The 24,359-nt window shown below is 44.7% G+C and carries 27 protein-coding genes and 1 other annotated feature; of the genes, 2 read left to right on the top strand and 25 right to left on the bottom strand.

From position 1 onward, the window contains the following. Positions 1–134: 134 nt before the first annotated feature. From MH117_RS03335 to MH117_RS03225, 23 genes are all read right to left on the bottom strand, one after another. Positions 135–1,886 carry a methyl-accepting chemotaxis protein gene (locus MH117_RS03335; protein ID WP_239327217.1) on the bottom strand — a complete coding sequence of 584 codons (1,752 nt, stop codon included), beginning with the start codon at positions 1,884–1,886 and terminating at the stop codon, positions 135–137. A gap of 298 nt (positions 1,887–2,184) precedes the next feature. Then, positions 2,185–2,925 carry a hypothetical protein gene (locus MH117_RS03330; RefSeq protein WP_239327216.1) on the bottom strand — a complete coding sequence of 247 codons (741 nt, stop codon included), beginning with the start codon at positions 2,923–2,925 and terminating at the stop codon, positions 2,185–2,187. Further along, entirely contained in the window at positions 2,919–3,248 is a 330-nt protein-coding gene (locus MH117_RS03325; RefSeq protein ID WP_239327215.1) for a 2Fe-2S iron-sulfur cluster-binding protein, read from the bottom strand. The genes MH117_RS03330 and MH117_RS03325 overlap by 7 nt, the downstream gene beginning before the upstream one ends. 51 nt (positions 3,249–3,299) lie before the next feature. Then, positions 3,300–3,926: a hypothetical protein gene (locus MH117_RS03320; RefSeq protein WP_239327214.1), complete on the bottom strand. Its 627-nt coding sequence runs from the start codon at positions 3,924–3,926 to the stop codon at positions 3,300–3,302. A gap of 66 nt (positions 3,927–3,992) precedes the next feature. Further along, a complete protein-coding gene (locus MH117_RS03315) occupies positions 3,993–4,292 on the bottom strand; it encodes a 2Fe-2S iron-sulfur cluster-binding protein (RefSeq protein WP_239327213.1) in 300 nt (99 codons plus the stop codon). Positions 4,293–4,303: 11 nt separating this feature from the next. Then, entirely contained in the window at positions 4,304–4,483 is a 180-nt protein-coding gene (locus tag MH117_RS03310; RefSeq protein WP_239327212.1) for a DUF2768 family protein, read from the bottom strand. 126 nt (positions 4,484–4,609) lie between these two features. After that, complete coding sequence (locus MH117_RS03305) at positions 4,610–4,888, bottom strand: stage VI sporulation protein F (protein ID WP_239327211.1); 279 nt, start codon at positions 4,886–4,888, stop codon at positions 4,610–4,612. Between the two features lie 69 nt (positions 4,889–4,957). Then, complete coding sequence (locus tag MH117_RS03300; RefSeq protein ID WP_239327210.1) at positions 4,958–5,989, bottom strand: NAD(P)H-dependent glycerol-3-phosphate dehydrogenase; 1,032 nt, start codon at positions 5,987–5,989, stop codon at positions 4,958–4,960. Next, positions 5,979–6,587, bottom strand: coding sequence for a glycerol-3-phosphate 1-O-acyltransferase PlsY (plsY, locus tag MH117_RS03295; RefSeq protein WP_239327209.1), 609 nt, complete (start codon positions 6,585–6,587; stop codon positions 5,979–5,981). The genes MH117_RS03300 and plsY overlap by 11 nt, the downstream gene beginning before the upstream one ends. Before the next feature lie 12 nt (positions 6,588–6,599). Beyond that, positions 6,600–7,922 (bottom strand): ribosome biogenesis GTPase Der, encoded by a 1,323-nt coding sequence (gene der, locus MH117_RS03290; protein WP_239327208.1) that lies wholly within the window; start codon positions 7,920–7,922, stop codon positions 6,600–6,602. A 71-nt stretch (positions 7,923–7,993) separates the two neighbouring features. Beyond that, on the bottom strand, positions 7,994–8,608 hold the full coding sequence (locus MH117_RS03285; protein ID WP_239327207.1) for a hypothetical protein: 615 nt from the start codon (positions 8,606–8,608) through the stop codon (positions 7,994–7,996). An 84-nt stretch (positions 8,609–8,692) separates the two neighbouring features. Further along, positions 8,693–9,925, bottom strand: coding sequence for a 30S ribosomal protein S1 (gene rpsA, locus MH117_RS03280; protein ID WP_239327206.1), 1,233 nt, complete (start codon positions 9,923–9,925; stop codon positions 8,693–8,695). Between the two features lie 119 nt (positions 9,926–10,044). Continuing rightward, a complete protein-coding gene (locus MH117_RS03275; RefSeq protein ID WP_239327746.1) occupies positions 10,045–10,638 on the bottom strand; it encodes a lysophospholipid acyltransferase family protein in 594 nt (197 codons plus the stop codon). 4 nt (positions 10,639–10,642) lie between these two features. Further along, entirely contained in the window at positions 10,643–11,344 is a 702-nt protein-coding gene (cmk, locus tag MH117_RS03270) for a (d)CMP kinase (protein WP_239327205.1), read from the bottom strand. 493 nt (positions 11,345–11,837) lie between these two features. Beyond that, on the bottom strand, positions 11,838–12,485 hold the full coding sequence (locus MH117_RS03265) for a flagellar brake protein (RefSeq protein ID WP_239327204.1): 648 nt from the start codon (positions 12,483–12,485) through the stop codon (positions 11,838–11,840). Positions 12,486–12,645: 160 nt separating this feature from the next. Beyond that, entirely contained in the window at positions 12,646–13,983 is a 1,338-nt protein-coding gene (ypeB, locus tag MH117_RS03260; RefSeq protein WP_239327203.1) for a germination protein YpeB, read from the bottom strand. Between the two features lie 102 nt (positions 13,984–14,085). Further along, positions 14,086–14,235 (bottom strand): hypothetical protein, encoded by a 150-nt coding sequence (locus MH117_RS03255; RefSeq protein WP_169450857.1) that lies wholly within the window; start codon positions 14,233–14,235, stop codon positions 14,086–14,088. A 69-nt stretch (positions 14,236–14,304) separates the two neighbouring features. Beyond that, positions 14,305–15,075, bottom strand: coding sequence for a glutamic-type intramembrane protease PrsW (gene prsW / locus MH117_RS03250; RefSeq protein WP_481857240.1), 771 nt, complete (start codon positions 15,073–15,075; stop codon positions 14,305–14,307). 191 nt (positions 15,076–15,266) lie between these two features. Beyond that, complete coding sequence (locus tag MH117_RS03245) at positions 15,267–15,884, bottom strand: genetic competence negative regulator (protein ID WP_239327202.1); 618 nt, start codon at positions 15,882–15,884, stop codon at positions 15,267–15,269. Between the two features lie 273 nt (positions 15,885–16,157). After that, positions 16,158–16,598 (bottom strand): DNA-directed RNA polymerase, encoded by a 441-nt coding sequence (locus MH117_RS03240; protein ID WP_239327201.1) that lies wholly within the window; start codon positions 16,596–16,598, stop codon positions 16,158–16,160. A 73-nt stretch (positions 16,599–16,671) separates the two neighbouring features. Then, on the bottom strand, positions 16,672–17,520 hold the full coding sequence (locus MH117_RS03235) for a metallophosphoesterase (protein ID WP_239327200.1): 849 nt from the start codon (positions 17,518–17,520) through the stop codon (positions 16,672–16,674). A 2-nt stretch (positions 17,521–17,522) separates the two neighbouring features. Beyond that, entirely contained in the window at positions 17,523–17,879 is a 357-nt protein-coding gene (locus MH117_RS03230; RefSeq protein WP_239327199.1) for a hypothetical protein, read from the bottom strand. After that, the gene (locus MH117_RS03225) at positions 17,876–18,466 is read right to left on the bottom strand and encodes a CPBP family intramembrane glutamic endopeptidase (protein WP_239327744.1); all 591 of its coding nucleotides are present in this window, start codon (positions 18,464–18,466) and stop codon (positions 17,876–17,878) included. The genes MH117_RS03230 and MH117_RS03225 overlap by 4 nt, the downstream gene beginning before the upstream one ends. A 201-nt stretch (positions 18,467–18,667) precedes the next feature. Between MH117_RS03225 and MH117_RS03220 the strand changes: the two genes are divergently transcribed. Together MH117_RS03220 and serA are read left to right on the top strand one after the other, a co-directional pair. Continuing rightward, entirely contained in the window at positions 18,668–19,579 is a 912-nt protein-coding gene (locus tag MH117_RS03220) for a hypothetical protein (RefSeq protein ID WP_239327198.1), read from the top strand. Between the two features lie 282 nt (positions 19,580–19,861). Then, positions 19,862–20,097: a binding site (T-box leader), on the top strand. 214 nt (positions 20,098–20,311) lie between these two features. After that, positions 20,312–21,901 carry a phosphoglycerate dehydrogenase gene (gene serA, locus MH117_RS03215; RefSeq protein ID WP_239327197.1) on the top strand — a complete coding sequence of 530 codons (1,590 nt, stop codon included), beginning with the start codon at positions 20,312–20,314 and terminating at the stop codon, positions 21,899–21,901. A gap of 284 nt (positions 21,902–22,185) precedes the next feature. Here serA and MH117_RS03210 read toward each other — a convergent pair whose 3' ends face one another. Both MH117_RS03210 and MH117_RS03205 read right to left on the bottom strand, forming a co-directional pair. Next, positions 22,186–23,628 carry a HAMP domain-containing sensor histidine kinase gene (locus MH117_RS03210; protein ID WP_239327196.1) on the bottom strand — a complete coding sequence of 481 codons (1,443 nt, stop codon included), beginning with the start codon at positions 23,626–23,628 and terminating at the stop codon, positions 22,186–22,188. 1 nt (position 23,629) lies between these two features. Further along, positions 23,630–24,346, bottom strand: coding sequence for a response regulator (locus tag MH117_RS03205; protein ID WP_239327195.1), 717 nt, complete (start codon positions 24,344–24,346; stop codon positions 23,630–23,632). Between the last annotated feature and the right edge of the window lie 13 nt (positions 24,347–24,359).

Genomic DNA, 24,359 nt, shown 5'->3' with positions numbered 1-24,359 from the left:
GCTTACGACTGTATTTATACATCTTAAATCTGAACATCGTATAAATGCCCACGTATTCTTTAATAAACCAGTAATAGAAAAAACAGCATGAGCGCACCCATGCTGTTTTTTCTATTATTTAATTGGGATATAGATTATGATAACTTAAATTTTTGAAGCTCCCCCTGAAGTTGTGTCATGTCTTGCCGCAGTTTATCCGCAGAATCTGTTAGCTGCTGCACGATGGCCATTTGCTGCATCGAATCAGTTTGGACTTCATCAGCATTACGTGCGCTTGTCTCTGCAATCTGTGACAAGTTATCAACGGAAGCAGCCACCTCCTCACTCCCCGCTGATATTTGCTGGGACACAGCGGACACCTCTTGTACCTGCTCATTCACCTCATTCACATGCTTCAAGAGCTGCTGGAAGCTTTCACTAGCTATTTTAACCACTTCGCTGCCTTTCTCCACTGACTCAGCACTTACTTCCATCGAACCAGCCAAAGCCTTCATGCCCTGGACGAAGGTTTGCAGCGTATTTGATATTTGTTCTGTAGACACTCTCGTTTGCTCAGCCAACTTACGAACCTCTGACGCTACAACCCCAAATCCACGTCCATGCTCCCCTGCTCTAGCCGCTTCAATAGAAGCATTCAACGCAAGCAAGTTTGTCTGTTCTGCAATATTAGCAATCAAAGCAACAACTTGTTCCATATCAGTGGTATGCTTGGTCAGTTCTCGGCTTAAAGTAGTCGACTCCGACACCGATAAGTAGATCTGATCCATCTGGCGCATCGTTTCCTGCGTATACTCATCCCCTGCTTGAGCCGCTGACGACGCACTTTCACTTAACGTTGAAATGTGATAAGTGGATTCTGCGATTCGCTGGATGCCAATCGCAATTTCATTCATTGCAATTGTACTCTCTTCCGCTCCCTTCAACTGGGAAGTTGCCCCAAGGGACACTTGTGCCATTGCCTCTGCAATTCGTTGCGCAGAACGTGACGATTCATCCGCTACATCGACTAATTGTGCAGAAGAGTCCGTCACTTCATCCGTTGTTACCTTCACATTTGACACTAATCGCTGGATGTCCTTTACCATCGTGTTCACGCTTACCGCCAATAACCCGACCTCATCCCTTTGGGTCACATCCAACGATACTGTCAGGTCGCCACCAGCAGCAGCTTGAGTCACCTTGACCAATGCTTTAAGAGGTAAAATGACCCTGCGGACCGCAAATAACATAATAGCCACAAATACGATACCGATAACCCCACCGATAGCGATATTTTTCCAAAAAATATAATTAAGCTCCTTATCAATATATTCACTATTAAAATCAACAGCAAATATGGCTTTCACTTTGTCCTTTTCCTTAATGGGAGCTAATATAGTTATCCAAGTATCGTCTCCTTCTGTATACCTATCACTAGTGCTTAATGCATTCCCTGCTAACAACACTTTTTCATAGGCACTTGTCAATGCGGGCGGCAATTCATACATTGTCCCAGGCGTGTGGCCTGATGCTTCAAATGTTTGATTGGCATTTAATACTTTAACCTGTACAACCTCATCCTTTTGTTCACCTTTTGGTGAGAGCAGATAGGCATTATTAATAAAGTCCTCACGCAGCATGCTGTTTAAGTTTTCATGAATCCAAGCCATCTCATCTCCTTTGATGTATTGCTTGGCATCCGCCTGATTAAGATGATCTTCTATTTTAACGATACTGTCATCCTCGATCAATATTTGCTGGAGCAGCGATTGATGTACGGACTCAATCTTGCTTGTAAACTGACTTTTGCTATCTTGATAACTCATGATTGTATGTATACTGGTCATAAGTACTACCAAAATTGCAACCATTAAAATGAGCCTTACCATGACACTCATGTTTTTCATGCAGAATATTCTCTCCTATCCAAACTTTATTTTTATTTGTGTATATGACGTTATATTACGCTCTTCTTTATCGACATCAGCAGGCCATTTTTTAATAGCAAAATTCATCATTTTTAAATTTTAATCGGATTCTCATTTTTGAATATTTGTTGAACATGCTCTGTTCCTGACCTATTAATCTTTGCTTGTACATAACACGCTTAAAATCACTACAGGTACAAAAAAAGACGTCCAGCTTCAGCTGAACGTCCCTAACCTCATTATAATGCAATGAAAAAGGCTACACCATGTTACACTATTATTCCAGAACTGGTACGGGGCTGTTGTTGCGCCACACATACTTCGTTGACTTTACTGGAACATACAATCCTTGCTCCGTTAGGATCGTTCGAATGTCCTGCTTATCAGTCAGTTGAGCTTGTTCTCCCGCGCGCTCTGCTGCCTGCATCAGGTCAGCTGCATAATCAGCATACACTTTACCTGATTCATCAATCATAAAAACTAAAGGATCCCCACTGTAAGGACTACTTACATCAACGTGTCGCGCCCCAATATCCGTTAAATTAATACTGTAAAATCCAGGGTACAGCGTTTCGTCTTTTGGTATTTGGCCTGCTCTGCTTTGGTACTTGTCACTCAACCGCTGCAAATCGTTCACTCGCTGTGCAGTATTAAGATCCATGATGCGAATAAGTGGAGTCGTCTCCTCATCAAGAATGAGATAAACACCTGTTCCTCCATTCTCAAAAGCATTGGCAGGCACAGTGCTTAACAGCTGACTAACTCGTAAAGCTTCAAAATCCACTTTGAACTTCTCATAACGCGGCGTTCCTGCGTCCGCGTTCAGAAGTGGCAGCAGGGCTTTCTGCTTCTGGTACTCATCTACCGCATGCTGTACAAGCATAACTCCTTCTTTGGCGGGAGCTAGGTTTGCTTTGCGCATGTCTTTCGGATACAAGCATCCTTGCAGCACTATACTGAACAATACGGTCAGAAGTATCACCTTCACACGATGGTGATTCAAACATACTTTCACCACAATTCGTCATCCTCCTGCTGCTGCAATTGTCGCCGAACTGCCGCCTTTAATGGATCCTCTGGAACTGTTACAACGAGGTCACACACACCTGAAGCAGTAATCTTCGCTTGACATGCTAGCCTTAATCCCGTTGACGAATCAATACCAAGCTTTTGCCGCTCCGCTGCGGTAGGGGGCGAAATACCTTCACCTGCAACTTGCACCTTACACATGAGGCAACCCGCTTTGCCCTCGCACCGAGTTCGTATGCTAACACGGGTCGATCTTGCCATATCCAGCAGTGTCACACCCGATTTGGCTTCTATCGTTCTATTATCAGGCATAAACGTAACTCGTCGCATAATACCCCCATTTCCGCATTCATGGTGCAAACATTATTTATGATACAACGCTCTGCAATTGCTCACGAATTCCATCAGCGTGGGTACATGCACCGTTAACTTGCTGCCAATCGCCTGTCTAGGCTTACACTGCCCCAACACCGCATTCATCGCATCCACATGCCGCTCCGGATCACGGTTTATGGTTTCGGCAATTTTCTCCACACGATCAAGTCTACCGCGCAGCATATTAAATACAAGCTCATGCGATAAAGGTGTTAAATCCAGCATGAGCTTGTCTGTATGCTCCCGAATACGATGGTTCCATAACCCTTCGTTAATTACGGTCTGATACGTACACCAATCTGTACGTACGCTGAACTCCCCCACAAGTTCAACCGCGTTATGGTCGCACGAATAATGACTAAGTAAAGATCGATAAATAGGTGATTCGTCCCATTCAGGCGTATCGATTGAAGCCCCTTGCCATATCTTGTGAAGTTGTTCCGCTTGCTGTGAATCCGCATATATGTCAATGTCACGCGGTGGCTGTTCCAATTCTACGCCCTGCAGAAGCAAGCTGCAGCTTCCGCCGAGCAGCCATCTTATGTCGTTTACTTCTTGTGCCTTCAACCATAATAAAGCACCTGCGATCGAAGGCGGCAGCTTAATCTCATTCATTATGCAAGACTCCTAACACGTCCAATATTAAGTATATGAATGCTCTAAGTTGTCATTAAATTGCTTCTAAAAATAGGACTTATTATACGCTCGGATGTTACCTTCTACTTCAACCACAGCTTGACAGCCTAAACGATATCCCTGTTCAAACTCAGCTTCATCCATACGGTCCCATTCAGCATCCGTGACATCATTCAGCAGCTCGGCCCCCTCTTCCACCAAGCATCTGCATCGTGCACAGGTTCCGCGAGAACAGTTAAAACTCCAATCAAGCTTTAGTTCCATGGCTGCCTGCAGCAATGTTATGCCTGTCCGAGCCGGCATACTTGCTTCCAATGTACGTCCCTTTAGTTGCAGCGTTGCCATCCTGTCACTCCTTAGACAATTGAAATAAAGCCGTATAACATACCTGCCAGCAATAAGATAAATGCGACAAAAGTGAGAATGCCTTTGACCCAGCCTTTAGTCTTGTAACGTGCAAACATGACAATAATAGCGGATAACGCCATTAAGCCGAGTCCGATAAAAGATACCCACATCTTTGTCATACTGTCCATGTGCATGTCTCCCATTCTTCCAATATCATCCCATTATACCATTCAGGTGCATGAAACAAAAGACGACAAGACACGCATTTTATGCATGTCTTGTCGTCTTAGTCATTTCTTAGAAACAGCAGCTGGCTACTTCTTCATCATCAGTTTCATTAGAGCTTCCATGCTATTTGCATTCATACCGCTCTTCCTCACCATAGCTACAATATCGTTAACGGTTGATTCTGACACAGGCAGATTGGCCATTTTGGCTACCTGCTTGATCAATTGGCGGAGCTGGGCTTCGCTCTCTACTGTTGACGGCTTAACCGTGCTAGCCACCTTTTTAATCTGGCTCTCCGTGATGTTCTTGCCCGCCTTTTTGTTAATGGCATTCAACGCATCTTTCGGAATTTTGTTGTTCGTCATGTCGTTCCTCCCTAGGGTCTGTACTTCCGTATAGTGTATGAACGGAATCGTACAGAGGTGAGGCGCATGTTACGTCCAGTTTGATTTAGCTACATCTTCGATCTCATTTTTTCGAACACGACCCATTAAGCTCTCAACGGCTGTCTTCGGGTCAAGCCCTTCAAATAGGACATGATGCAGCTGTTCCGTGATTGGCAATTGCACATTATATTGATCGGAAAGCTTGAAAGCCGCTTTGGTTGTACGGATGCCTTCTACCACCATTCCCATACGATCCAGCACTTCGGGGATTGGCATTCCTTGGCCAATCATTGAACCTGCGCGCCAGTTGCGGCTATGTGTACTCGTACACGTGACGACCAAGTCGCCAACACCAGCCAAACCAGCAAATGTGACTGTATTGGCACCCATCTCCACACCAAGACGCGCAATCTCCGCTAGCCCACGGGTAAGCAAGGCTGCCTTAGCATTATCACCAAAGCCAAGCCCATCCGATAATCCGGCTCCGAGCGCAATAATATTTTTGAGTGCACCTGCAAGTTCGACCCCAAGCACATCTGTATTGGTATATACACGGAAGTAGGATTCATTCATAAATAAATCCTGAGCACGCTCTGCAGTCTGGATAGAGGTAGAAGCAATCACAACTGTAGTTGGACATTGGCGAACCACTTCTTCAGCATGGCTTGGACCAGATAACACAGCAATGCGATCTTCACCACATAGCAGTTCTTCTTCAATGACTTGCGACATGCGTTCCAACGTCTCCGTCTCAAAACCTTTGGTTGCATGGATCGCAATCATATCATCAGTCCAGAACGGCTTCATCTGAGCCGCTACCTGCCGCATAGCAGCAGAAGGCGCAACAATGACACAGGCCGCTGCCCCCTTCATTGCCTCTTCCATTGAAGTTGTCGCACGTATTCCCTCATGCAAGCAAACTTCAGGCAAGTATTTCTCGTTTGAATGCCGCTCATTAATTTCCAATGCTTGTGCTTCATTACGAGTCCAGACCACTACCTCGTTTCCGTTATCCGCAAGTACTTGACTTAATGCCGTTCCCCAGCTGCCTGCTACAAATACTGCTACTTTAACGGACACGTGGCAATCCTCCCTTACTCGAACCTAATCGATTCTCCGTTCCCTTCACCAGCTTTATGATGTTGGTACGATGACGGTAGAATGCAAATGCACACAATAGTAAGCTTCCGATAAAAATACTGGTATCCATTCTGAACAGTAAAATAAACACAGGTGTGAGACCTGTGAAAATTAACGATCCAAGGGATACATAGCGCTTCCAGATGATCATCGCAATGGCTATAATTCCAGCGATCAGCGCAGGCACAAAAGCCAACATAGCTAGGACGCCAATCGTCGTAGCTATCCCTTTTCCCCCACGGAAGCGGAAAAATACGGGCCAATTGTGTCCTATGATAGCTGCGATCCCGCAAGCCACGGCTACCCAACTGGCATCGGACACCAAATGTCCGATTAACACTGCTGTAATCCCCTTAAGCGCGTCAAGCAGCAATACGCCGATGGCCGGCCCCTTGCCAAGAATACGCAGCGTGTTGGTCGCGCCTGCATTACCGCTTCCATGATGTCGTATATCAATGCCGCGCAGCCATTTCGCTATTAAGACACTAAAGCTTATAGATCCGAGCAAATAACTGCCTAGAATTGCGATAATCGCCACTTCCGCTCGCTCCTAACTCTCGTCTGATTTCCGTCGCGTGAACAAACGTATCGGTGTACCTTCAAAGTCAAACGAAGCACGAATTCGATTCTCCATATACCGCTCATAAGAGAAATGCATTAGCTCAGGGTCGTTAACAAAGACGACAATTGTAGGAGGCTTGACCGTAACCTGCGTTACATAGTTAATACGCAGACGCTTGCCCTTATCCGTAGGAGGTGGATTATATGCCACCGCATCGGAGATTACGTCATTCAGCAAATGCGTAGGAATACGTTTCGCATGCTGTTGCGCCACATGTTGAATAACCGGCAGCAGCTTCTGCAAACGCTGCTTCGTCTTAGCAGACAGGAACACGACTGGCGCATATGGCATAAACAAGAAATGATCGCGGATTGTTTGCTCAAACTGATGCATCGTCTTATCATCCTTCTCGACGACATCCCACTTATTCACCACAAACAGTGCCGCTTTTCCTGCTTCATGCGCATATCCAGCAATATGCTTGTCCTGTTCGATGATGCCCTCTTCACCGTTAATTACGACCAGTACAACGTCAGCGCGTTCAATTGCCTTTAAAGCACGCATTACACTGTACTTCTCTGTAGTCTCATACACTTTACCGCGCTTACGCATACCTGCAGTATCAATAATGACGTACTTCTGGCCATCCTTTTCAAACGGAGTGTCAATCGCATCACGTGTCGTGCCTGCAATGTCACTTACAATTACACGATCCTCACCAAGTATGGCGTTTACGAGTGACGACTTCCCAACGTTTGGCCGGCCGATAAGTGCAACCTTAATAACGTCATCCTCATACATATCTTCCGTTGGTTCAGGAAGATTCTTAACCATCTCATCGAGCAGGTCGCCGATACCTGTACCATGAGAACCTGAGATCGGAATGGGATCACCAAAGCCCAAACCATAAAACTCATAAATGTCATCCATACGATTCAAATTGTCCACTTTATTGACAGCAACGATTACTGGCTTTCCAGAACGGAACAAAATCTGAGCAACTTCTTCGTCCGATTGGGTCATACCAGCTTTCGCATCGCACATAAACACGATAACATCCGCTTCTTCTATGGCCAGTTCAGCTTGAGCACGAATCGAGCGCAGGATCTCATCCTCGCCATCAATCTCAATTCCGCCCGTATCAATAATGCTGAACGGCTTCCCGTTCCATTCGCCCGAACCGTAAATACGATCTCGTGTTACGCCAGGCTTATCTTCCACAATTGCCAATCGGTCACCGATGACGCGGTTAAAAATGGTGGACTTCCCGACGTTCGGTCGCCCGACTATGGCAACAACGGGTTTTGCCATGCAGTTCACTCCTCATCTACTCAAACATATACACGTAGAACATCATATCAAAAAAAAGGCGGCTTGGCTAACTATTCTCTCCGTTGAACATATACAAAACGATGCAAAACCTCCAATAACAATACACACATCCGTGATACGACAAATGCAATCCACCATTCGTCAAAGGTAGACAAAGCCCCTAAAACAATCTGTACAGCACCGATCGCTTTCACGGCTACCAAATACTCACCGATTGCAAGGCTGAGGGTAATCACGGCCCATTGTCGGATAACGGAAGCCCCAGTAAATCCTGCAGCACAGCCTAGAAATAAGCTGATTGTCCAATCCGGGAACTTCAACAGCAACCCATATCCAGACATTAGATTCAGCTTTATCATCAGAAGTAATGCCGATAATATTCCAATATGTCCGGCCAGCAGCAGGATATGCGACATTTCTTTGCTCCGAATAATGATATGCAGCACACATCCAATGCCCGTCAAGATCCAGAGAAGCCAAGCAAGATCAACTGTAACCATTCCAAACGTTAATGTCCTGCCTGCTGTCAGCATCCACAATAGAATAAATCCCAGTACAGCAAAGTTAGAAACGATTGGAAAAAGAAGTTCTTTCCATCCTGTGAACATTAGAATTAATAAGCAGATGACAATTATCGTTGATAAGATGCCCGGCAGTATAGTCACCATAATTCCCCCATTCCAAGTTAGTATTTGAAATGAAGGCAAAAATAATCGGCGGACTCACAAGGAGTCCGCCGATGATAAAACTTATTTTAATTTGTTAAGCTTGTCGCCGAAACGTTCAGCAAGTGTAAAGCTCATGCTTTGGTTGCTCAACGATACATTCGGGTTGTTCAGCTCTTCTTTGAATTTCTTTTCCGAGCGCTTGTCGGATTTCGGAGAAGGAGTTGGAGCCTCAGGAGCTTCCTCAGTCTCTTTAATACTCAAGCTGACGCGCTTTTCAGCAGGACTGAAGTCAAGTACCTTCACTTGAACTTCTTGGCCTTCTTTGAGCACTTCGAATGGAGTGGCAATGTGGCGATGTGAGATCTGAGAAATATGAACAAGACCCTCTACACCAGCTGCTACTTCTACAAACGCACCAAAGTTAACAAGACGTTTGACCGTACCTGTAATAATATCGCCGATTTTAATCTTCTCAGCCGATTGATCCCAAGGACCCGGTTGAGTAGCTTTTAAGCTTAAGCTGATCTTACCGTTAGCAGGATCAACTTTGAGCACTTTTACTTTAACTTGCTGGCCTTCTTGAACAACATCTGCAGGCTTCTCGACATGCTGCCAAGCCAGTTCGGAGACATGGACAAGTCCGTCTACGCCGCCTACATCTACGAAAGCACCAAATTGTGTCAAGCGTTGAACAGTACCTTCCAACTCCTGCCCTTCTTTAAGACCTTCCATAACACGCTGCTTGTTGCTTTCAAACTCGGCATCCAGCACGTCTTTCTGGGAAAGAATCAACTTGTTGTTCTCACGGTCGATTTCTTTTACTTTGACACGAAGTGTGCGGCCTTTATAATCGCTAAAGTCTTCTACAAAATGGCGTTCAACCATAGAAGCAGGGATAAATGCACGTACGCCTACATCAGCCACGATGCCGCCTTTAACAACTTCGGCAACTGTAACTTCGAACGCATCTTGGTCTTCAAAATGCTTCTGCATTGTTTCCCAAGCCGAACCACTGTCTACTTGACGTTTGGACAGAACCAAGCGCTCTTTATTATCGTCTACGCTTACAACTTTAGCTTCGACTTCTTGACCGATCTGTACGACTTCAGAAGCTTTGTCTACAGATACAGATGACAATTCGCGAACAGGAATAATACCGTCGTATTTATATCCAATGCTTACATAAGCTTGATCATCGTCAATTTTGACAATCGTGCCTTTGACAGTATCTCCTTTTTTAAGAGCAACGAAATTTTCTAATGCTTCTTGGTTTGTCGTTTCAGCTGTCTCGTTAACTTTTGTTTCTTCGGACATGTGATAACCTCCTCGATTAAAACCCCATTTATAGAAACCTGCGTAGTGCAGTGTCCATAACGCATATTGAAGGAACAACCTACAAATAATACCTGTAGTATCTTACCAACGATTAAAAATCATGCACGACCTTGCTGCTCTTCACGCACAATCGCGTTAATCGTATCCATGATACGCTCAGTCGCTTGCTCAAGCATATTACTTTCTTTACGCTCTAGCAAGTCGCTCATATCAATAGGTGGTCCATAAACAACTTTTGTCTTACGGAATAAACCATACTTACCACACACTGCAACAGGAACAACAGCTGCACCACTCTTAAGTGCAATCATAGCAGCACCTTTCTTGGCGGCAACAGCCCCCTCCATATTACGGGTGCCTTCAGGAAATATCCCCATAATCTCGCCATCCTGAAGCAGCTTAAAAGCTGTTCTTATCGTTTCCTTGCCAACGCCACCACGCTTGACAGGAAATGCGCCTAACGCATCAATCGCCGGTCCAAGCAAGGGAATCTTAAACAATTCCTCCTTGGCCATAAAACGTACGCGCCGGTTAAGCATTATACCAATTGCTGGCGGGTCCAGCAAACTAATATGATTGGAGCAAAGCACTACACCGCCTGTGCTGGGCACATATTCGATGTTCTTCGCTTCAAAGCGAAACAATAATCGATAAATTCCTCGCAGAAGCGCACTGCAAAACGTATAAAACATAAAGTTATTGCTCACCATCCATCCGTAATCGGGCTTGTTCCACCATTTGTTGTACGATCTGATCAACGTTTAAATGTGTGGTATCCAACAAGTTCGCATCAGCAGCTTGCTTTAACGGTGAAATAGCTCGCGTCTCATCTTGCTTGTCGCGCGCTGCAATGTCATGCATCAGTTGTTCCAGCGTAACAGTCTCCTTGCCCTGCCATTCGGCATGTCGGCGTCGGGCTCGCTCCTCCACCGAAGCAGTCAAGAACCACTTCATCTCGGCTTGCGGAAGCACTGATGTGCCAATATCTCTTCCGTCCATGACGATGCCCTTCTTAGCTGCCAATAGTCGTTGTATACGCACCAGTTCGGAACGAATACCTTCTAGCTGGGCAAATGACGAGGCTAACTGACTGACTTCTGGTGTACGAATCAGATCCGTCACATCTTCATGATTCAAAAATACACGCTGACCATCTATGCCGGGCTGAAGCTCGATCACAACGTTGTTCATCTCGAGTTGCGCACGATCCGCTTCTTCCGGCTTGATACCTAATCTACGCATATGTAAAGCGACTGCGCGGTACATGGCGCCCGTATCAATATAAATATATCCTAACTGACGCGCAACATGTCTCGCAACCGTGCTCTTGCCCGCTCCAGCAGGCCCGTCGATCGCAATGTTGATTCGATTCTGATGCTGTTCTTGCAAATCTTTCAACGGGTCTGTCTCCTCTCTTCTGTACTCCGAATGGAATGATATGATCCATTCAAGAAAAAAGCAGGCGATGCCTGCGGACGTGAAAATTATACCACACCTGAAAAAGGTATGCAAAATTCACAATCACCATTCCGGTGCAATTTCAAGCACATCCCATTTGATCATGAAGTGCTATTCTAATCTCACTCTAATGCCTTCCAGTTCTTCGACCGGGCATATCAATTGCCTTACTGTCGGAGCCTGCAGCAGCAGTTGCAGCAGCAACAGTAAGATACCGCAAACAGCAAACGCTCGGACCAACAGCCGACAACCTTTGTCCCATCGACTCAATAGACGACTTCTAAATTCGTCATTATCAGGGCTTTCAGATTCACTATTACTTGTAGTTGATTTTAAATGAGACACGACTTACCACCTCACGCCAATAATTGGTATGAGTAGTGTGGCTGTTGCCCTCGTCTTCTATGTATGGTGATCGTCAGCATTACTCAAGTTATTGCTTACGCATCTCCAATTGACGCTCAAAACAATAACGGATGATTTTCTGTCGTTCTACATCTGTGATGCGGTCAAATTGCATCATAATCAAACAATGCTTGTCCCCACGGGGCTCAATCCGGACTGTACTGGCTGTGAATGAAATATGATCTACATCTCCAGCCTTTGGCGGAATTACAAGCCAGCAATCGAGTAGTTGCCCCTCTTCTAGTCCCCATTGCAGCTCCGCAATAAAAGACACGCCACCGCCGCTTATATCTTCGGTTCGTGCTACTTTTTGTACGCCTTCTGCCGTGCGCACAGCCATTTCAAGTGCTGCTTGCACACGCAGATAGGAACGGCGCTGCGTCCGTGTGATTTGATCCGGCTGCGGCTTCACTAAAGCCAGCATGCGAATGCTCTCATGCCGGTTACCAACCATCTTTGTTATAAAGTTACAACGGACACCATCAAGCTGCACATAAGTAACGTCCAATTGTTCGCCTAATGAGAATCGCGCAAATTGGCCTGTTCCTTCTTGCAGTGGTATTTCGATCCATATACTGTAATCATCGATTTCCGTGACGCGCGCCCTATATTCTTGTTCATCTGTTCCTGCCGAACTCGGCAAGATGTATACCGTATCATTTACTCGTAATGACATTCAGGATTCCCCTCCCTTGTCGATTATAGCATCTCGCAAGCCCTGTAAACAGATTTAGTCGACAATTAATTCATCTCAAATGAATGCATTCCACAAGCGCACAACTAAAATAGCCGCTTCAAAAGCAACAAGTCGCGCTTTCAAAACGGCCATTTCACTACTATGATGACACGGATTCTACGGACTCTTCCATGCCTGTATCTGCATTAACATAAATTCGATAACCCTGCTTATCATATGTGCCGCCAAATTCGTAGCACAATACTTCCTTAGAGGCGTCGTTCTTGATAACAGCAAGCCGTGTATAAGCGACCTTCATATCTGAGTTGACATGTTCCTTTGCTTGCTGGGCCGTCAGCTTTGGCTTCAGACTAACCGATTTTACAACTGCCATCGAGTAAATGTAATCACTAGCCTGCACACCTGTAATATCACCATTGTCTAATGCTACGCGCACCTGAATCTGCTGCGGATACATATACACATTGTTTTTAACCGGTACAAACGTAAAGCTCTCTACGTTGTTATGGTCCTGATAGCGCACAGCCTTCATAGTAGGATAACCATGCTTAGTTAAAAATGCACTTGCCTTTTTCTCAGCATCATCACCAGATAGTCGTGTGCTCTTAATGGTCCGTGTATCCAAATAGGACATCATCATTCCTTGCTTAGTGAAGTCGATTGTAATATCACCATCACCCTTGGCATGATTGGCACTAACCGTATACGTCTCATGATCAACTGAGTTCCCATTTTTCTTTATATTGACTGCCTTGACTTGATGTGGTTTCATAAATTGGCGCGCCTTCTGCTTTAACTGTTCAGGCGTAGCGGACGGGCCTTGCAGCATTCTAACGGATCTTTTGGAATAAATACTTGAAACGGAAGGACCCCAATTAATTTCAGGGTATTCATTCACTTTATTATCTACGGTCTTAAAACCATCCACGATCGTATTATCTGCAGACACCTTCTCCGTTGCTAAAGCTGATTCCACATCCATCCAGCGAAGTCGGTTTTGAATCACTTTGTCTTGGACATGAAACAAATCTTTTGAAATCTGCTTGGAGCTGGCATACAACGTCTTTAACGTTTTCATTTCATCTGGACTAAGGGGTTCTTTTGTCATATCACGAACTGCTGTCTTGTACGCGAAGTTCGAGATTCGCGACAGAAAATCTTCTGTTTGGTTAAATGGAAGCAGTGTCAGCGGAAGCTGGTTAATTTCATTTTGTGCTTCACTTGTTAGTCGCCACACATTCACAAGTCCTTTGCGATGCATGCCCTGCGAGGAAGAATGGACAGCTAGCGTCTGTCCTAGTTCGTTATGCAGCTTGTCCATATGATAAGTCAGATCGTGGAAAGCGCGTTGGTATTGGTTCTCAGCTTTTAACAAAATGGAGTTTTTTTCTTGATGCTCCTGATACCCCCATACGATAGAGCCGATACATAAAAGCGTGACAATTGGAAACATCACGGCACTTAGTCGTTTGTACATCGACAAGCGTCTCCTTTCACAGCAGCAATTATTAAACATTAATGCTATTGTGCTGGAAAAAGTAAGACTTTATGCATACATGATGGAATCCAATAATCACGCTTATACTGGTAACTCTTCAATAATAAAATCATCTCGATTGTCACAAAGACATTGTTTGAAACCTGTCTCAATCCGCCCCTTTTCGCGCTTGCCACGAAGTACGAACTTTTCCCCGCAATGTTTGCATCGAATTGTAATTTTGATACGCATCTGTGTACCCCTCTCTTGAAGCCGACATTCCCGCTCCAACAAATATACACAGCATTATTTCCCAATTCGTCAAGATTTAATCTCTCTCGAATCATCGTCATGATTCAACATCCGAAACGGGGAACGTAAATTCGCTCTACGAACTTTAGCCATACCGTAGTACCATAAAAAGACCATAAGTGGTATGACAAGCCATATCCAATAACGGGTAAACGTCTGCATAATGATATCGTAAACTCCGTGCCAAAATATAGGGATAGCCAGTGAAAACCATAAATACTTTTTCGTCTTTTTCCCAGAAGAAAACTTGGCTTTCCCTAAATAATAACCCATCACTACGCCAAACAATGCATGTCCTGAAACAGGAAGGAGCGCACGAATGAGCAGGTAACTAAAAGAACTATGGTTAACCCATGCGTACATTACATTCTCGATTGTCGCAAATCCAAGTGAGATCGCAACTGCATATAAAATACCATCATAGTGCTCGTCAAACTCCACATGATTATAAATCATGTGGTAGAGTACAAACCATTTCATAAATTCCTCGACACCTGACGAGATGAAGAATGATGAAATAAATGGATTGCTGCCTAAACCGAGCACGAGTCCATGCTGTATGACCATAATTGGAAATACAATTAGGAAACCAAGTAAAAAGACACGTATAACCATCGAGATAGGCTCAGCAGCATAACGATCCTTTAAATAGAAATAAATAAGCAATGCGATTCCAGGCGCGATCGCAGCCGTCAAAATTGCCGCAACCGGAGTCGAGTATTCCGTAGACTGGCCTACGGCATCCGCATGAACCGTCGTCAGCATGCTCAAGAACGACATATTCATTTGTATATACTCCCCCTTGAAAGATCTCTTGCTTATATCAATTCGCGCCCCTGATGCTGGGCTTTATGTGTAGATCAGTGTGTCCGATTAACTAAACCATGCATATAGTAAAAATATGATTGTCTTTACACATAAAAAGGGAGCGTCGACCCCTTGATCGAACACTCCCTCCCTCCAACGCCGTACTATTCGCTGCGCGGTTTGAAATGTTGACACGTCACGGCAATTGCATCATCAGGGATGATCACCTTACCGTACTCCTCAAGCACAGCAGTCGTAACTGACGTTGCTTCACCGAATTCCGCTAATATCGCTATGAACGCCTGTAGTCGGTTAGATGACTCCAGAGCCGCCGACTCAGCATAATATATCCACTGACCATTATATTGGTATAGCGCGCCGGAAACGGTGAATTGACCGTTCACCGCATGAGCTGCTTCAATGAAATGCTCAAAATCACGGAAAGAAAATACAATGGAATCACTTTCCTCAAGTGTTACTTCCATCTCATATACATCATCCATCTCTTCCTCATCCATACCAGAAGCGCGTGAGCCTTCCCAGCGTGTACGAGTGACGATGACTACCATTCCTTGAGCAGGCATTGCAAATACTTCAACGGCTAACGGTCCAGTCGCGTCAAATCCGAGTTCTGTGTAAGCCTGATCCATCATTTCCGCGAACAAATCCTGTAGCTTAGACATTTCCCGCCACAAGTCTTCACGTTGGATCCCGCGCTCTGATAAGTCGTCGAACGTAAGGAAAATACGGATTTTATCTTGACTTAAACGTTCGATTTTCATGACAGGACCCTCCTTTGCAACTCCGGTTATAACAGATTATGATGCAACATATAATATGTGCTGAAAATGGTTCTATGTAATTCATGTTATCATTTTTTTAATTGTTTTGCACCTACTAAAATAGAATTGACCATTCCAATGAAAAAGCCGTTGATAGGTATCAACGGCTTTTCCTTATATACTATGCTTGTTATTAATTCCTTAGACACTCTTGCGGTGGCTCTTCTGACGGCGAGACCGTCGTCTTTGTCTCATGCGGTGAAGCGTTGACTTTCAATGAGAATTAGGCACTCCCACTGGCTTATGCCGCACAGGATCGGAAGTCTTGGATACTGTTCCTACCGATGTTGCCCCAGTACCTGCGCTTGTTGAGCTGCTCTGACTGTCCCGTAAAATGGCGTCCACTTGGCGCTTCACTTCAGGGTCACGCTCAATTAGTTCCTTCACCCGGTCAAGGTTAAAAGAATCGTTATGCGACGTGTGGCTTGCCTGATGTCCAGAACTGTCCTGCAACTGCTCTTCTAATCCGGTATTACCCATTACAGAAAAAGCCGATTCCATCACTTTGCCTTTTGCTTTTCCTACAACATCGGACATCATGTCTCCCGCAATCTGCAGTTTGGACTGCAATTGTGATAATGAACGACGGTCTGCCATGTACATGCCTGCTAACGTACCGACAGCCATACCTGCGATAAATGTTGTGATTCTCACCGTTGTTCCCTCCTTGTCATGTTAGGATCAGTTGTAGTGTGAGCGTCACAAGCGTTTCACATTCGCTTCAATTTCAGGAAACCCTGACACCGCTTCTTAATGTAATAAAATGTGCTTCTGGAACCGATCCTAAGCGCAGCGGCAAATGCGATGTTCCGAACCCTCTAGAAATAAACAACTTTAATGGTATGGCATCACTGTCACCACGTTTGACTGAATACCACCCAGCCAAGTACTTTCTGTAGAAAGCACTCGTCTTGATCGGTCCATATCCAGGAATCATAATTTGCCCACCATGTGTATGTCCAGAGATCACAAGTTCAACCATATCGGGAATACTTGAACGAATAATGCCTGGGTCGTGAGAAATTAGAATGCAGCAATGAGGCTCATCACGCGGCGCCTCTAACGCCCAATCGAGATTCGTATTCCCAGTCGTCAGATCATCAACGCCTACAATCCACATCGTCCCATCTCCCTGCTCACAGCGCATAGCCTCATTATCGAGCAGCTTTATGCCGAGAGAGGACAACTCTGCATCCAACCTTCTGGTATCTCCCTTATGATCATGGTTGCCATGCACCATTACAGTGGCGCCCAGGGTACGCAGCTGCATAGCATTATCAATTGCTTCCTTAACTGGAGCATCTCGCTCCGTTACATCTCCGCCTATAATAACAAGCTGCGCTTGTTGGTGCATCTTAAGATGAGTCATATGCTCTTCCGTAAGCTTCCTACGATGTAGATCACTAATAAAAAACAATCGGAGCCCATCCATAGATACAGGCAACTTTGTCAACCATACTTCCTCTTCTGTCACTTGAAATAATCGTGCCACTCTTCTCATATGCAGAAGCAGTATAAGTATAATAAGCAGTACTGCCAGCATACTTGCAGCTGCCCACATGCCCAGAGCCTTCATCGTCAGTACCCCTCCATCGTCGTATGACGCCCCCAAAACAACAATGCCACAAGCAATCCGATAAACAACAAAAACAATAAATTATAAAACCATTTCGCCAGCCTACCATAATTGGAAGGAAACAAAATTTGACGCGGTGGAAGGGACCGATCCTCTTCCTCTTCTAATAAACTTTTGTGAATTTCCTCATCATCAGCAGCAGCCTGTTCATCCACTTCCTCTTCAGCAGGTTGTTGCTTTAGCTGACTTAGTGCTTTAAGTGCCCGGCTCTCTACAAATGAAGGCTCTAAAGGGGATTCAGCCTTGAGTGCATCTGCTTGCTGTTCCCTTTTGTGTCTTGTCATTTGCATCTTACTCATTCTTCCCTTCGATAACGCAATATCAATCCCATAATAAAATCAATTAAAAAGTGTGCTGCAATCGGCGCCCATAATGATTCTGTCCAAATATATATATGGCCTAATCCATAACTGATGCTGAATACAAGCGCAGTTGGTAACCAATGCCTCAAATATCTGACATGAATGGCTGCAAAAATAATGCTGGTCCAATAAGGACCAAATGTATGCTGAATAGCTCCGCGAAATAGCATTTCCTCGCATATACTCACAACAAGCGCTATAACGGCAATATGCCAGAATGGCCGCGTGCGGAACATTTTTTCATTAATGCCACCATCATCTGTGACATCATCAGGAACGAATCGAGAAATAATTAAATCCAACACTATAACCGCAGCTGCCAGTCCAGCCCCCCACAACCACGCTTCATACCCGTTTGGAAACAACAGCAATTCAAGCGGGTTCCTGCGGGAAACAACAATCCAGATTACGCCTACAATTAGTGTTAAGGCTTGTGTCAAATACAAATTAAGCAACAGCGTCTTATCATCAAGCTGGTCAATTTGAACCTGTCTTTTTTTGAAATCTTTCCATTTCTCTTTCATCTCATCCCTACCCAATGTTTGATGTAATTGGAATACATAAATACGATTCAATTCTGTTTCCAATTCTCTCACTTTTGCCCTATACTTATGTCAGGAATGAGCCGATATACCTAGTACATACAACGTTTGACGTTCTCACACAGCAGTATTTCTTAAAAAATAAGACATTGTTCCTACTGAACGTGCAAAAGGAGAGGTATAATGGAACGGAATCCGACAAAAATACAATTTTTATTCAGCATGAGCTTTCTGTTCACGCTCATTCTATGTATTGCGGCTTTTTTCTACGGTGTTAAGTACGGTACCGATCAAACAGAGGATAAGTACAGTAAACAGCTGCAACAAATATATGCCGAAAGCCATCCTGGCAGTTATCAACAGCAGGACCTGGTCTCGTATTATCATAACGTATTTCGGCCTTACCGTGAATTTGAAATCCGTTGGTTCGACACACTGGCTAAATTATCTCAAAATAACCATAAAGCAGTCGAATCATTATCTAAGCTGCAGCATATGGCTCAGGAACAATACAAGCTAATTAAGCTTGTTGCTTTATCAAAGGGTGCTTCTGAACTTACCCTTTCTCAAGCCAACTATGCCGCGAGCCTTTCACGTTTCAATGACGGGCTGAACCACATCATAAAAAATGCGCGCCAACAAGACAGTAAGCTGGATGCTTCCCACATTCAGCAACAAACGCAGATCAAAGAAGCAATGAAGTTTGCGTTAAAGGGTCAGCAGCAGTATTATTCTTCGATTCTTGTTTGGAGCAGGGCGCAGGATGATATGATCAAGCAGCCTAGTCTTAAAAGCAAAGCAAGTACCGAGCAATGGAAAACAAGTTCATTCTCTGCCAAAAATAAATACATAGCTGATTACCTGCTCCATCAAGGAGTAATTAAACCTTTTCTGCCACAAGACTTAACGACTAGAGTAGATGAAATTACTAGACAGGCAGGACGTTCCAGTACAGCAGTCAATAGCCAAAGTGTTGATCATATAATTAAGCAATTACTGTCAACAAATGGTGTTCATGCACAGGATTACAAACGAGTAAAGGGTGCTCTATACAAAGTCGACAGCATCCCGATGCTCCCGATGTTTGTAGAATAAAGACGATTGCACACCCTATCTTATCCTAACAAAACTTTTGACCAGTATTCAACTACACCCCTTGTAACGAATGGGACTTCCCACAATTCAGGGCTATTTCTAATAAATATGCAGCAGCTTGATTAAACGTATTTTTTAATATTTTGTGAAGGTTCGAACTCAATTCCAAAGCATTATCTCTCAAAACATGAACATTTAACATACAGCCAATTGATATTATTCGTGTTTTAAGGTATTGACAGTTGTTAAGAACCGTGTTACATTAAGTAAAATTTCATGACTCGAACAACATTGAAGGAAAAGAACAGACTTGGAGTCTTCAGAGAGCCGATGTTAGGTGCGAATCGGCGGCGAAAAGTTATGTTCCAGCATTCCTGAGTTATTATGCTGAAACTTAGTAGTAGGCATAGTCGGTTAGAACCCGTTAACGTTTATCGTCTCCCCGGAGATGACAAGGCTGTTCATGCGAATGCGCAGCGAATTAGGGTGGTACCACGAATCCAACTCTCGTCCCTTACTACGGCAGTAGTATGTGGATGGGAGTTTTTTTGTTTAGATTTTAGGAATACACAAGAGAAGTGCATCGATTGTCGTCTTCTCAAAACCTGCTGCAAACGTTGGTTTTAACGCATTAACGCGGTCTTTTGTTTGTGAATAATCTCGTTATGAGATTGATCTAACTGTCTGTAAAAGACAACATTATTATTAATGGAGATTGAGGGAGGAATTCACATGTTTAAAGTATTAGTGTCGGACCCAATTAGCGATTTCGGGATTCAGCTGCTCATGGATGCACCAGACGTCAAGGTTGACAAGAATCCCGGCTTGACTGAGGATGAACTGGTTAACATCATCGGCGACTACGATGCGCTGCTCGTTCGCAGCCAAACAAAAGTAACTCCGCGGATAATGGAAGCCGGAAAAAAACTGAAAGTCATTGGTCGTGCAGGCGTTGGTGTAGATAACATTAATCTGGAGGCGGCAACACAGCGCGGAATTATTGTCATTAATGCCCCAGACGGCAATACGATCACAACATGTGAGCATGCATTTGCGATGATGATGGCCCTCTCTCGACATATCCCTCAAGCCTACGTCAAGACAATCAACGGAGTCTGGGACCGCAAAAGTTTCTTAGGTGTAGAATTACGCAATAAGACGCTTGGGGTACTAGGCATGGGTAGAATCGGCAGCGAGGTCGCTAAACGAGCTAAAGCATTCGGTATGGAAATCATAGGTTATGATCCTTTTATGACAGACGAACGTGCTGAGAAGCTTGGCGTAAAGCTCGGCAGCGTCGACGAGATTATTCGCCAAGCTGATTTTATTACCGTTCATACACCGCTCACGCCTGAGACCAAGCACATAATTGCACGTCCGCAATTCGAGGTTATGAAACGTGGGATGCGGATTATTAACTGCGCACGCGGCGGCATTATAGACGAGCTTGCACTAGTTGAAGCTATTGATGAGGGCATTGTAGCTGGGGCGGCATTTGACGTCTTTGAGGTAGAGCCACCAGCACCAGATCATCCATTCCTAAGTCATCCGAAAGTGGTTGTAACACCTCACCTTGGTGCTTCTACTGTTGAAGCACAAGAAAACGTAGCCATTGACGTGTCGGAGCAGGTCCTGCATATTTTACGTGATCAACCGTTTAAGAATGCTGTTAATATGCCGCCCGTTCCTGCTACAGTCATGAACAAAATTCAGCCTTATTTTAATCTCGGTTTAAAACTCGGTCAATTTGCAGCTCAAATGTCAAAGGGAGCCCTTCTGGAAATTGTTGTCAATTACTCGGGTGACTTGGCCGAAGTCGATACACAGCCTCTGACACGATATATTGTAAAAGGCGTGCTGCAGCAGCATCTTGGTTCTGAAGTTAATATCGTTAACTCGATGCATCTTGCTAAAGTCCGCGATATTAACATTATTGTTCAGAAATCACATGTGGCAAAAGGCTTTACGAATCTGCTTACCGTTACTCTTCGTACGAATGAGGAAGAACGCCTTGTAGCTGGAACACTGCTTAATGGTTATGGCGAGCGGATCGTTCAGATTGATAAATACCCAGTAGATGTTGCGCCAGAAGGACATCTGCTGTTGATCAAACATAACGACAAGCCAGGCATGATTGGTTATGTAGGAACCTTGCTCGGTACAAACGATATTAATATCGCTACGATGCAGGTTGGACGCAAGATTGTCGGTGGCTCGGCGATTATGGTACTGGCCGTGGATCGTGTTGTTCCTAAAGATGTAATGGCGAAATTAAAAGGCATAGCTGATATAAACAAAGCAAAAGAAATACTTTTTGTGTAGCTTAGACATCTAAACCTCAATTGTTTCACGAACAACAAGATTTATACTTATATTATGACGTCTGCCAACGGCAGACGTCATTTTGCGTCTCAACCTGATCCGACTATCTAACCCTCGACAGAAGACAAGTCCTTTTGCGCAGACGACCACACTTTATGGCTTGCGCTGATAATTATGTCGTAATCTTCTGTAACCTGTTGCCTTGTATCGTTCCATACAACAAAATGGCTGGCTGGAAAACGAATAATCCGTTTTCCAGCCAGCCACTATTATGATGAATACCATTAATCGCGTTCCAACAGCATAGGTCTCTGCCTAACCGGTATTCCAATTGAGAAGGTCGTTCCATAGCCAAATGAACTACTTACCTGGATGGTGCCTTCATGAGCTTCAACGATATTTTTGACAATAGCTAAGCCGAGGCCAGTGCCCGTTGTCCCTGCCCTCGTTCTTGCCTTATCAGCCTTATAAAATCGTTCGAATACGTATGGTATATCTTCATGTGGTATACCTTGACCGTGGTCCTCCACATGAATCCAAAGTCGCTCTTCTTTGCCTTCGCTCAGCCGGACTGTCCGGATCACAACAGCCTGATCCGCTTGAGAGTGCCTTAACGCATTGTCCAGTAAGTTCGTGAGTACCTGCTCCAACCGATCTTCATCTGCTGAAGGCAAAATGGAAGGTTCAGCTTCGCATAAAGCGGATATCGGAATTCCACGTTCCTTGGCAATAACCGCGTATTTACGTACAACACGCTGGACCAGCTCGTTTGTATCCACTTCAGCCCAATGCAAATGAATATGTCCAGCTTCCATCCGGGCCAGGTCAAGCAAATCTTTCACCAATCTGCCCATTCGTAAGGACTCATCATGGATAACCTGCACCAATTCTTGACGTTCCTCCGGTGTCGCTGCAATATCATCCATCAATGCCTCGCTGTAGCCTTGGAGCATAGAGAGCGGCGTGCGGATCTCATGAGACACATTCGCTACAAAATCTTTGCGCAGCTTCTCTAAGCGAACCTCTTCAGTCACATTACGCAGCACCGCCACAACACCACGAACACGGTTCGCATTGTATAACGGACCCATCACGACAGACCAGACTTCCTTCTGGACATGTACCCGCTCCGTTACTTCAACTGCTTCGGATAATACTTTAAGGTAGAGCCTGCGTAGCGGGCCTGGTACGGCCGAAGCAGTCTGATCATCCTCAAAGTCATCCCATTCGATTGCGTTCCATGTTGATAAGTTAGCCTGACCATGCGGATTGGCTAGCAGGACATTCCCATCTGCATCAAAGGTAATGACAGCATCTGTCATACTTCTTAAAATACTGAACAGATGCTCTTTCTCCTGATGCAAATCTTGAATCAAAAAATTAAGTTCCTCGGCCATATGATTAAATGTGCTGGACAACTCGCCGAGCTCATCCGAGGAACGTATCGTTACCCGTGAAGAATACTTGCCTTGACGGATCGTATCCGCAGCTTGTTTCAATTGTCGAAGCGGTTGTGTAATTTTCGTAAACAGAAAAAAAGCAAAAAACGTTGTTAACGAAAATCCGATAATGCCCGTATAGACAAATAGCTGCTTAATATCATTCGGATGCGTAAAATTACTGTCAATATACGGCAGCAAATAAAAACCTAAAATAAGCAGTATACACGCGACAAGACCAATGATGGTCATCCACAACTTTCCAACAACACTGCGCCAAAATTTCACGTTATTTAGGCACCTCTAATTTGTAGCCAACACCCCAGACGGTTGTAATCATGGAAGCTGCTTCTGGGGATACTTTGTTCAGTTTCTCACGCAAGCGCTTCACATGGGTATCCACTGTACGGAGGTCACCGAAAAATTCATAATTCCATACGTCTTTAAGCAACTCCTCACGCGAGAAGACTTTATCAGGCGACACAGCAAGATAATGCAACAATTCGTACTCCTTCGGTGTCAGGCTAATCTCTTGGCCTCCGGCAGACACCCGATGAGCATCGTGCTCGATAATAAGATGCGGGAACACAATGTTGTTGCTTGTCTTCGGATCATTGGTCAAGAAAGCCGTCGCTGATGAACGACGCAGAACCGCTTTCACACGATAAATGACCTCGCGAGGACTAAATGGCTTCACCACATAGTCATCTGCCCCGACTTCAAATCCTTGAACCCGGTTCATCTCTTCCCCTTTGGCTGTCAACATGATGATTGGCGTTGCCTTAACCTGGCGCAGCCGGGTGCATACTTCCATCCCGTCAATACCAGGCAGCATCAAGTCAAGAAGTATCAGGTCGTAATCGTCGCCGATTGCTTTACGCAGCGCTTCCTCACCATCTTCGGCCTCATCGATATCGAACCCTTCTTTTTCCAGATACATTTTTAGCAAACGCCGTATCCGTTCCTCATCATCCACCACAAGGATGCGGTTCACTTGTTCGGACATGCGCGATTCCCCT

Origin of the sequence: Paenibacillus sp. ACRRX, from assembly GCF_022346885.1 — a bacterium.
In the GTDB taxonomy this organism is placed as follows: domain Bacteria; phylum Bacillota; class Bacilli; order Paenibacillales; family Paenibacillaceae; genus Paenibacillus_B.
The sequence above is the reverse complement of the archived record's forward strand: the minus strand, read 5'-3'. Positions and strand labels throughout refer to the sequence as shown.